Below are 10,200 nucleotides of genomic sequence, written 5' to 3' on the forward strand. Positions count from 1 at the left end.
GGCATCGCCGTCGGCGGCCTCGGCGTGGGCGCGGGCGGCGACCTGACGGGCCTCTTCGTCGGCGGCCTCGGCGTGGGCGCAGGCGGCGACGTGACGGGCATCATCCTCGCCCCGGCCTACGTCACCGTCGGCCCGGAGGGCGTCTTCAAGGGCTTCTCCGCCAGCGCCTTCAACCGCATCCGGGGCGAACAACACGGCCTCACCATCGGCCTGATCAACGTTGCCCGGCGCCTCAACGGCGTGCAAATTGGCCTGATCAACTTCGCGGGCAACAACCGCAGGGGGTTGCGGTGGCTCCCGTTCGTCAACGCGCACTTCGACTGATCGTCCGGCACGGCTCAAACGAAAGGGCCGAACGGACTGCGCCGCCCGGCCCTTCGCCGTCGATTGCTTCGTTTCGCAGGGCGCTATTTGAGCAGCGTCAGCCGCTTCGTCGCCGTGAAGTCACCCGCCTGGATCACGTACAGGTACACACCCGCGCTCAGATCCGTCGCGTCGAACATCACCTGATGACGTCCGGCGGCCCGGTAGCCCTGCACGAGCGTGGCCACCTCCTGCCCGAGCACGCTGTAGACCTTCAGCGTCACGTCGGCCCCTTCGGGGAGATTGAAGGCGATCTGCGTGGTCGGGTTGAAGGGGTTCGGGTAATTCTGTTCCAGCGTGAAGGTGGTCGGAACGCCTGCTTCGGCCACAGCCGCCGCGAGCCGGGGCGCGTCGGCCCGGGCCGTGCGGAGCGCCACCGCGCCGCTCTGCGGACCCACCGCCGCCGGCGACGGAGCCTGCGAGCCGGACACGTCGAACGTGCCGCTCCACACACCGGTCGAAAGCTCTTCCTCGCCGCAATAGCTCGTCCACGCGCCGCTGTAGGTCAGATGCCCCTCCCGGGAACCGTCATAGACGAACCAGTCGGAAAACAGGAAGCAATCATCGGCGGCGAGGTTGACGGCCTTGATCTCCGCGACGCGCGCTTCGAGGAAGTTCGGGTCGGACTTGCACACGGCGGCCGTGGAGGACGCCGACGGATACGCATTGACCACGATCCCGCTCAATTCGGCGTCGACCCAGCCGTCGGCGTCGCAGACGAGGTCGACCGGCCCGACGGCTCCGTCGATGTTCGTGCGATCCCAGCACCACTCGAAGCCGTAGCTGTCGATCATCGTGACGTCGGTGAAGGCGTCGCAGTCATCGCCGCCGCCCCCTCCGCCTCCGATGACGCCTTCAAGCTGAAAGGCGAAGTCGGGACCGCCGGTCGTGCACACGTTCACGTCCGTCCATGATTCGCAAAACGAGCCGTCGCCGAGGAGGTCGTCCGGATCCTGAAACTGCCCCACGTTGCCGTGCTGGGTGTCGTTCTCGGTCCAGCCCCATTGCCCGAGTTGGCCGAAGTCCATGTCGGCCATGACCGAGACCCAGTGCGTGCCTTCGCCGAGCGAGCATGCCGAGGGGAGGTTAATGTCGAAGAGCGTCGCCAGGGGGTCGCCGTCGAGGTCGGAATAGGCGATGTTCTGATAGTCGCACTCCACGGCGCCGGGCATGCCGCCCGCGTCGGCGTAGAAGATCACGTCCACGGTGGGCGTCGGGCCGCAGGTCACGCAGTTGAAATAGAGGCCGAGCGCGTTGACGCCGTCGACGTCCCACGTCTCCCCGGCGGGCACGTCGAAGTCATCGGCGGACTGAAGCACGGACCCGCCGAAGTCGGGAAATTGCTGGGAGGCAATGGAGGTGAAGCCCGGGTTGTCGAACTGATCATAAAGCAGATCTGCCGGAGCGCTGCGAGCGACGTGCGCCCGCTTTCCTTTGGCCGACACACGAACCCGGGACCGCTGCGCCTGCGTCTGAAGAGGAAAAACAAAGACGCAGGCGAACAGAAACGTTGCAGTGATGATCGTAAATCTTCTCATGGCACTACCTCGGGGTGAATGGAAAGAGAAGGGACGAGAAGCGGCGGAGACCGGAGATGCCAGACCGACCCCACCTTTTCAAGCTATGAAAAAGAACGGGGGGGCACGAAGGCCCTCTCGGGAGCATTTCCCGCAAGAGGCTCACAGCAGGAGCGTCGCTCCGTTACGGGGGGTGATTATGGCGCAGAAAAAGCGGTGCTGATTGGTTCTAACAAACGATAAACAAAGCCCCTGTAAAATGCAACACAAACGTACCCGGAGACCTCGGCTACCCGGTCAGTGCGTCGAGGAGCACCTGTGCCGGATGCCATGCCGCGCGCCCGGCGGCATCGTGGATCTGCGCCCGGCACGAGACCCCGGCGGCGACGATGAGCGTATCGTCCGAAGCCGCGCGCACCTCTCGCGCCAGCACGCGCTCGGCCATCGCCAGCGAGACCTCCCAGTGCTCCTTCTCATACCCGAAGGCCCCCGCCATCCCGCAGCAGCCGGCATCGACCGTCTCCACGGTGTAGTTCGGCGGCAGCGACAGGCACCGTTGGGACGGCCCCGTGCCGACGAGCGCCTTCTGATGGCAGTGCCCGTGCAGCAGGAGGCGGCGCGGCGCCGGCGTCCACGCCAGGGCGTCGAGCGCGCCCAGGGCGGCCTCGTTCGCCACGAACTCCTCGAACGTAAGCGCGGCGTCGGCCACGGCGCGGGCGCGGGGGTCGCCGGGCAACAGCGTGAGAAACTCGTCGGCCAGGGTGAGGATGCAGCTCGGCTCCAGCCCCACGATGGGCACACCGCGCGCGGCGAAGGGGTAAAGCCGTTCCACAGCGTCGAGCGCGCGGATCTGCGCTTCGTTGACCAGCCCCTTCGAGAGCAACGTCCGCCCGCAGCAAACGGGCCCCTCGGGCAATGAGACGCGATACCCGGCGCGGTCGAGAAAGACGGCGGCGGCGCGGGCCACTTCGGGGTGTTGATAGTTGTGGAACGTGTCGGGGAAGAGGAGCACGGGCGGTCCGTCGTCGCGCCACGTTTGCCGGGCGAACCACTTCGTGAAGGGCACGCGCGCGAAGGGGGGGATCTTCCGCCGCCGGTGAATGCCGAGCGTGCGGTGGAGCAGCCGCCGCACCGGCCAACGCCCGTTGATCCAGTTGACCAGCCCCGCCTTCGGCCCGGACACGCGACGCGCGATCTCGGGCAGATAGGCAAAGAGCCGCGTCCGAAGCGGCATCGGATTGTCCGCCCAGTACCGGTGCAGCCACTCCGTCTTGATCTTCGCCATGTCCACGTTCGACGGGCACTCGGTCTTGCACGCCTTGCACTGCAGGCACAGGTCCATCACGTCGTACATCCGGCGGCTCGTGAGCGTCTCCGGCGGCAATGCCCCGGACATTGCCAGGCGGAGCGCGTTGGCCCGCCCGCGTGTGGAGTGCTCCTCGTCGCGAAGCACCATGAAGCTCGGGCACATCGTCCCGCCGTCGAGCTTGCGGCACGCGCCGTTGCCGTTGCACAGCTCCACCGCGCGCGCGAACCCGCCGTCCGCCGAGAAGTCCTGATCGGGAGCAAACGGCACGGTCCGATAGTCCGGCCCCATACGCAGGCGTTCCGTCATCGGCGGTGCGTCGACGATCTTGCCGGGGTTGAGCAGCCCGTGCGGGTCGAAGAGGGCCTTGAGGCGGCGGTACACCTCATAGAGTTCCTCGCCGAGAAAAGCCGGGTTGAGCCAGCTTCGCGTGAGCCCGTCGCCGTGCTCCGAGGAGATGGAGCCGCCGTATTTTTTCACGAGTTTCATGGAAGCGACGGCGAGGTCCCGCATTTTGTGGACCTCGGCGGCATCCTTCGTATTGATGAACGGGCGCACGTGGAGGCAGCCCGCCGAGGCGTGGGCATAGAGGACCGCCTCGGTGTTCGTCTCCTCGAAGACGCGCGTGAGTTCGTCGATGTAGTCGGCAAGGTGTTCGGCCGGCACGGAGGCGTCCTCGATGAAGGCCACGGGCTTGTGGTCGCCCTTGACGCCCATGATGAGGCCGAGCGCTTCGTTGCGCACGCTCCACACGTTGGCGATGTCCCCGGCTTCCGTCACCCGCACGACGCCGTAGCCCTCGCCCGCCTTCGCGAGCGTCGTCTCCAGCGTCTTGAGCTTGCCCGTCAGTTCCCGCGCCGTGTCGCCGTAATATTCGGTGATGAGCACCGCTCCGGGGTCGCCTTCGATGAAGGTGAGGCGGCTTCCGAAGCCCGGCGCTTTTCGGGCCTGCGCGATGGAGATGCCGTCGAAGAGCTCGACGGCGGAAGGCTTCGTGGCGAGGATCGTGGTGACGGCGCGGAGGGCTTCCCGGCGCGTGCGGAAGTGGACGATGCCGAGGGCCGTTCGGCGCGGGCGCGGCACGAGCGAGACGGTCATCTCGGTGACGACGGCGAGCGTGCCTTCGCTGCCGCAGAGCAGCCGGGCCACGTTGCGTTCGGCCGGGTCGAGGAGGTGTTCGAGGCGGTAGCCGCTGTTGCGCCGCCAGTGTGGGGGCGTCCGCGCCTCGATGACGTCGCGGTGATCGGTGAGCAGCGCGTCGAGGGCGCGGTAGAGCCGGCCCTCGCGCCCGTCCCGGCGCAGCCGTTCGTCCCATGCGGCGGCGTCGAGCGCGGTGAAAGCGACGGGGCTGCCGTCGTCGAGGAGCGCCCGCACGGCGGCGACGTGATGGATCATGTTGCCGTAGAGGATCGAGTGCGTGCCGGTGGAATTGTTGGCCAGCATGCCGCCGAGCGTGGCGCGGCTGCCGCTGGCCGGGTCCGGCCCCACCTTCAGGCCCGGCGCGTGGCGGCGGAGGTGCGCCTCCAGACGGTCGAGCACGAGGCCGGGCTGCACGCGCACCCATCGTTCCTCCACGTTGAGCTCGAGGATCCGATCGAGATGCCGGCTGAAGTCGATCACGAGCGCCTCGCCGACGGTCTGCCCGGCCAGCGACGAGCCGCCGCCGCGTGCGAGCACCGGAAGGCCGAAGTGCTGCGCGGCCTCCAGCGCCGCCTGCACGTCGTCGGCATGGCGGGGGAAGAGCACGCCGGCGGGCATGATCTGATACAGACTCGCGTCGGTGGCATAGAGCCCCCGCGTCATCGCATCGGTGCGCAGCATGCCGGTGAGCCGGGGCCGGAGCGCCGCCGAAAAATCGTCGAGGAGTTCAGAGGAGAAGACGGGCATGTGGGATCGGAATCGGAGAACGACGGTGGGGCATCGACCTCCGAAGTTCGATCTTCACGCGCTCAAACACAACGCCGGGCCTCCGCGTCTCGCACAAAAACGGCGGCTCACAACCGCACCACCTCGCCGAGTTCGGGCATGAGCACCTCGACCTCGGGGTAGAAGAAGCGGATGTTGTCGGCCATCCACGCGCGGGCCTTTTCTTCGCCGTGAACGAGGAGGACCTTCCGGGGGCGGAGCCGTTCGACGAGGCGAATGAGGTCGCGGCGGTGGCTGTGGCCGCTGAAGCGGAAGCGCCCGACCTCGCAGTGGATGGGCTGCGGCCCGCGCGCGCGGTTGATCACGGCCTCGGTCCCTTTCCCCTGCTCCACCGCTTCCAGCAGGCGTCCCGCCGGCGCGTCTTCACGGGCATAGCCGACGAGGAAGATGCCGTGCTTCTCGTGCTCGACGATCATCTGCGCCAGCTCGTTCGAGATCGTGCGCTCGAACATCATCCCGCTCCCGACCACGTAGATGCTCGGTTCGGCGAGCGCCTTCCGCATCCCGTTCTGGCTGCGCGGCAGGCGTTTTTGCGGCACGCCGAAGACCTGGAACTCCGGATTGAGACGGGGCGTGGAGAAGCGTGTCTTGTCGTACAGATCGGCGATGGCGCGCATGGACCCGGCCGTATAGACGGGCACGTCGGGGATGAGGCCGCGCCGTTTGAAGCGATCGATGAGGGCGAGCGTCTCCTGCCCGCGCCCGAGGGCGAAGACCGGCACGAGCGCCGCGCCGCCGCGTTCGAGCGTGCGCCGGAGCGCTTCGGCGAACTTCTTCTCCTCCGTCTTCCGCGTCGTCTGCTCGGCCTCCGGATCGGCCCCGAGCGTCGATTCGAGCAGGAGCACGTCGATGGGGCCTTCCGGATATGCCCCTCCCGGGATGATCGACTGCGGACGAAGGTTGGTGTCGCTCGAATAGAAGATGCGCCGCTCCTCCCCGTCGTCTTCGAACCGGAGGAAGACGCCCGCCGCGCCGAGCACGTGCCCCGCGTCGAAGAGCCGCGCCTTGATCGGCGTCCGGCCCCGAAGGCCGGTCACGTCAAACTCGTCCTCGAGCTCGTGCGTCAGGTACAGGTAGCTGAACACTTCGAGCTCCTTTTCGCTGAAGAGCGGCCGCGCCGTCGAGGAGCCTTCACGCAGACGGCGACGCTGCAGACGCGCCGAGGCGGGCAAAAGCAGATCCGCGAGCGCGCGCGTGGCTTTCGTCATGTGAATGTGCACGTGCGGGAACTGCTGAATCAGCACCGGAAGCGCGCCGATGTGATCGTGGTGGGCGTGCGTGACGATGGCGTGATCCACATGCCAGTCCGGGTTCTCATGGATGAGTTCCAGACGAGGCAGGCTCGCCGGCCCCTCCTCCTCGGGATGCGTGCCCGCATCGAGTACGAGGCCGGTGCCGTTGATTTTCAGGAAATGACAACTCGCGCCAATCTCGTCGGTCGCCCCCAGCGCAACAAAAACCATAGAATCCGGTGCAAAAATGCCTGATAAGAAAGGCTCCCACGCGCATCTCAGGTGGCTCGGCCGGCGCGCGGCATACTTTCGTGTGCTCAAAAGTTAAGTAGAAGTGAACCTGTGGGCCAGGTCGTTTGTTTCGTAGCCCCCGATCCCCCTTTCCGCTTCCATCCCCCGAGCGCATGCCTTTCGAGATCCGCACCCATCCCTGGCACGACACCCGCCACCACTGCCCCGGCGGCTTTCGAAATATCTGGGGGACCTCGCAAAAGCCTCCCGTCGGGAAGACGATCCGATGGCTCCTGGGCCACACCTTCTCGCCTAAAGAGCACCACCCGCCGCCCGTCCGTCCCGTGGCCCCGGAGCGGCTTCGCGAGACGGCCAACCCGCTGCGACTGACGTGGATCGGCCACGCCACGGCCCTCATACAGCGACCCGGGCTGAACCTGATCACCGACCCCGTCTTCGCCGACCGCGCCAGTCCCCTCCCTTTCGCGGGGCCCCGGCGCGAAGCGCCGCTCCCGCTCTCGCTCGACGACCTCCCCCCCATCGATGTGGCGTTGCTCTCGCACAACCACTACGACCACCTCGACCGGCACGCCGTCCGCGCGCTTCACCGGCGGGACGCGCCGCTCTTCATTGCCCCGCTCGGCGTGGGGGCGCTCCTCCGCCGATGGGGCCTCACGCGCGTGCTCGAACTCGACTGGTGGCAGTTCGTGGACCTCGCCGGGGCGCGTCTCCACTGCACCCCGGCCCGGCACTTCTCCGGGCGCGGCCTCACCGACCGCAACCGCACGCTCTGGGCCGGCTGGTTCCTCGCCTGCGACGACGGCATCCGCTTCTATTTCGCCGGAGACAGCGGCTATGCCCCGCTCTTCACCGAGATCCGTGAGCGCCTCGGCCCGCCCGACCTCGCCCTCCTGCCCATCGGCGCGTACCTCCCGCGCCGGCTCATGGCCGAGGTCCACGTCGACCCCGCCGAAGCCGCGCGCGCCGCGCGCGACCTCGACGCCCGACACGTCGTGCCCATCCACTGGGGCACGTTCGACCTCGCCGACGAGCCGCTCCACGAGCCGCCCGTCCTCTTCCGCCGCCATGCCGATGCGCTCGGCCTGGCCGAACGCATCCACGTCCTCGACATCGGCGAAACGTTCGACCTCTGAGTTTCCGGATGGAGGCTCAGGAACGCACGCCGTTGCCCGCCGCCGAGGCTTCGTACTGCTTCCAGTCGGCGAGGAAGCGTTCGAGACCGATGTCCGTCAGGGGATGCTTGATCAGTTTCTCGATCACGGAGAAGGGGATCGTCGCCACGTGCGCGCCGACGAGGGCCGCCTCGACGACGTGCATCGGGTGACGGATCGAAGCGGCCAGCACTTCCGTCGTATAGCCGTAGTTCTCATAAATCTGGACGATCTGCTCGATCAGTTCCATGCCCGGCGTCGAGATGTCGTCGAGGCGGCCGATGAAGGGGCTGATGTAGGCTGCGCCCGCCTTCGCCGCCACGAGCGCCTGCGTGGGCGAGAAGCACAGCGTGCAGTTCGTCCGGATGCCCTCCGCTTTGAGCGACTTGATGGCCTTGATCCCCTCGCGGATGAGCGGGACCTTCACGACCACGTTCTCGTGGATCTTCGCCAGCACACGCGCCTCGGCCATCATGCCGTCATAATCCGTGGCCGTGACTTCGGCGGAGACGTCTCCGTCGACGATCTCGCAGATTTTGAAGATATGCTCGTGAAAGTCACGCCCGCCCGCTTTTTTCATGAGCGAGGGGTTCGTGGTGACGCCGTCGAGGACGCCCATGTCGTTGGCTTCGCGGATCTCGTTGAGGTCGGCGGTATCGATGAAGAATTTCATGAGCGAATGCGTTATCGAAGATTAAGAGACAGGGTGAGTATCTTCCCGGGGGATCGCTCTCCTATACGCCCGAGGCAGTCTTTCGTTTGAAGCAGGTTTCCCGAAACCCTCCCGGCGCACGCGAGGGTCTCCCCCGGCTGAAGCCGCGGGCTTTCACCGCTTCCATTGCTCAGGCCGTTTCGTAATATACGACTCGCCTGCGGGCCGAGTAACCCGACCGTTCTTCCGCTCCTCAAACAGGCTCAACATGCATCTTTGCCTTTTCGAAGACGATGCCGTCGGCCATTTCTTGCCGCTCGTTCACACGCGGGCCGTCTATGACCTCCGGCTCGGCATCCGCACGATTCTCGAGAACACGCGGGCGGCGTTCGGCGGCCCGGGGACGCTCCTTCACGCCCGCCGGCGCGTGGCGGCGGTGACGGCGACGGAGCATGACCTGCTCACGAACCGCATCCCGGAGGGCCTCGGCGTGCTCTTCGTCAACGGGCGGTACGTGGCCGAGGAGGGTCCGGCGCTCGAACGGTTGCGCGCCGCCGCCCGCGCCTCCGAGCCCGCCCGCGTCTTCACGCAGGGCGACGACGTCGTGGCCGCGTGGGTCCCGGACGCCTCCTCCGATCTCGTCGCCGCCGACGCCGTCACGCGCGCCACGTTCGAGGATCTGCCCGAAGAGCCGCTCGAAGAGGCGCGCCTGCTCCGGCGCCTGTGGGGCCTCCTCGACGAACGCGACGCCGCGCTCCGCCGCGACTTCGAGGCGCTCACCCGAGGATACAACATCTACGAACGCCCCGGTGCGGACGTCCGGGACGGCGCGCGGCTCGTGCAGGGCGAGCGCGTGTACGTGGCCCCCGGCGCGATCGTCCGACCCGGCGCGATCCTCAGCGCCGAAGACGGCCCGGTCTTCATCGACCGGGACGCCCTCGTGATGGAGAACGCCGTCGTGCGCGGGCCGGCCTACCTCGGCGCACACGCTCAGGTCCGAATCGGCGCGCACGTGGAAGGGTGCGCCATCGGACCGTGGAGCAAGGTGGGCGGAGAAGCCTGGCACAGCATCATCCACTCCTTCTCGAACAAGTCGCATCCCGGCTTCCTCGGCGACTCGTACCTGGGCCGGTGGTGCAACATCGGCGCGGATGCGAACACCTCGAACCTCAAAAACGACTACGGGAAGGTCAGGCTATACAACGAGGCCCTCGGCGAGGCGGAAACGACGGACCGGCAGTTCCTCGGCCTCTTCATGGCCGACCACGCGAAGTGCGGCATCAACACGATGTTCAACACCGGCACGGTGGTCGGGGTGGCGTGCAACCTGTACGGAAGCGGATTTCAGCCGACGTACGTGCCGTCGTTTTCGTGGGGCAGCCCGGACGCGCGGTACGTCACCTATCGGCTGCCGAAGGCGCTCCACGTGGCCGAGGTCGTCATGGCGCGGCGCGGCGTCGCGCTCACCGATGCCGAACGGGAGATGCTCTCGGCCGTCTTCGAGGCGACGACTCCGGCGCGGGAGGCGTTTCAGCGGAAACAGGCGAAGAAGCGATGACCCCGTTTCTTCGCCGACGCCTCAGCGCTATCGCCCGCGCAGCCTGAAGGCGGAGGCTACAGGGTTTGCATGAGCACACGTAGCCGCATGCTTCAGCTTGCGCGGAAGAAGGCAACCGGTGAAATACGCGCGGCGAAACAATCCTCAACCGGCGCGCTTCATCACGAGCATCGTCAGATCGTCGCTGAGGACGGGGGCATTGTGCGTGAAACGGCGGATGTCGTCGCGGACGGCGTCGAGGAT

7 protein-coding genes are annotated in these 10,200 nt (G+C 67.1%); 3 read left to right on the forward strand and 4 right to left on the reverse strand.

The window, feature by feature from the left end; genetic code table 11:
* Window positions 1-324: LA_2272 family surface repeat-containing protein (locus AC1HIY_RS11385; protein ID WP_479576860.1), on the forward strand; the 324-nt coding region annotated here is incomplete at its 5' end.
* An 83-nt stretch (window positions 325-407) separates the two neighbouring features.
* On the opposite strand, the gene AC1HIY_RS11390 is transcribed toward AC1HIY_RS11385, so the two are convergent.
* The 3 genes from AC1HIY_RS11390 to AC1HIY_RS11400 all read right to left on the reverse strand — a co-directional run bounded on the left by AC1HIY_RS11390 (window position 408) and on the right by AC1HIY_RS11400 (window position 6,575).
* The gene (locus tag AC1HIY_RS11390; protein ID WP_479576861.1) at window positions 408-1,901 is read right to left on the reverse strand and encodes a T9SS type A sorting domain-containing protein; all 1,494 of its coding nucleotides are present in this window, start codon (window positions 1,899-1,901) and stop codon (window positions 408-410) included.
* A 268-nt stretch (window positions 1,902-2,169) separates the two neighbouring features.
* Window positions 2,170-5,073, reverse strand: a complete 2,904-nt coding sequence (locus AC1HIY_RS11395) for an FAD-binding and (Fe-S)-binding domain-containing protein (protein ID WP_479576862.1) — start codon at window positions 5,071-5,073, stop codon at window positions 2,170-2,172.
* A 107-nt stretch (window positions 5,074-5,180) separates the two neighbouring features.
* Complete coding sequence (locus AC1HIY_RS11400) at window positions 5,181-6,575, reverse strand: MBL fold metallo-hydrolase (protein WP_479576863.1); 1,395 nt, start codon at window positions 6,573-6,575, stop codon at window positions 5,181-5,183.
* A 173-nt stretch (window positions 6,576-6,748) separates the two neighbouring features.
* Here AC1HIY_RS11400 and AC1HIY_RS11405 point away from each other — a divergent pair, with 173 nt between their 5' ends.
* Window positions 6,749-7,729 carry an MBL fold metallo-hydrolase gene (locus AC1HIY_RS11405; RefSeq protein WP_479576864.1) on the forward strand — a complete coding sequence of 327 codons (981 nt, stop codon included), beginning with the start codon at window positions 6,749-6,751 and terminating at the stop codon, window positions 7,727-7,729.
* A gap of 16 nt (window positions 7,730-7,745) precedes the next feature.
* Here AC1HIY_RS11405 and fsa read toward each other — a convergent pair whose 3' ends face one another.
* Window positions 7,746-8,420, reverse strand: a complete 675-nt coding sequence (gene fsa / locus AC1HIY_RS11410; protein WP_479576865.1) for a fructose-6-phosphate aldolase — start codon at window positions 8,418-8,420, stop codon at window positions 7,746-7,748.
* A 247-nt stretch (window positions 8,421-8,667) separates the two neighbouring features.
* On the opposite strand from fsa, the gene AC1HIY_RS11415 reads away from it, so the two are divergent.
* Window positions 8,668-9,957 (forward strand): putative sugar nucleotidyl transferase, encoded by a 1,290-nt coding sequence (locus AC1HIY_RS11415; protein ID WP_479576866.1) that lies wholly within the window; start codon window positions 8,668-8,670, stop codon window positions 9,955-9,957.
* The last annotated feature ends 243 nt before the right edge of the window (window positions 9,958-10,200 follow it).

Source organism: Rhodocaloribacter sp., assembly GCF_056451265.1.

Bases quoted from the DNA above. Each gene is read 5' to 3' on its own strand.
- AC1HIY_RS11395 (WP_479576862.1), bottom strand. From the start codon at position 5,073: ATGCCCGTCTTCTCCTCTGAACTCCTCGACGATTTTTCGGCGGCGCTC.
- AC1HIY_RS11400 (WP_479576863.1), bottom strand. From the start codon at position 6,575: ATGGTTTTTGTTGCGCTGGGGGCGACCGACGAGATTGGCGCGAGTTGT.
- AC1HIY_RS11415 (WP_479576866.1), top strand. From the start codon at position 8,668: ATGCATCTTTGCCTTTTCGAAGACGATGCCGTCGGCCATTTCTTGCCG.
- fsa (WP_479576865.1), bottom strand. From the start codon at position 8,420: ATGAAATTCTTCATCGATACCGCCGACCTCAACGAGATCCGCGAAGCC.
- AC1HIY_RS11405 (WP_479576864.1), top strand. From the start codon at position 6,749: ATGCCTTTCGAGATCCGCACCCATCCCTGGCACGACACCCGCCACCAC.
- AC1HIY_RS11390 (WP_479576861.1), bottom strand. From the start codon at position 1,901: ATGAGAAGATTTACGATCATCACTGCAACGTTTCTGTTCGCCTGCGTC.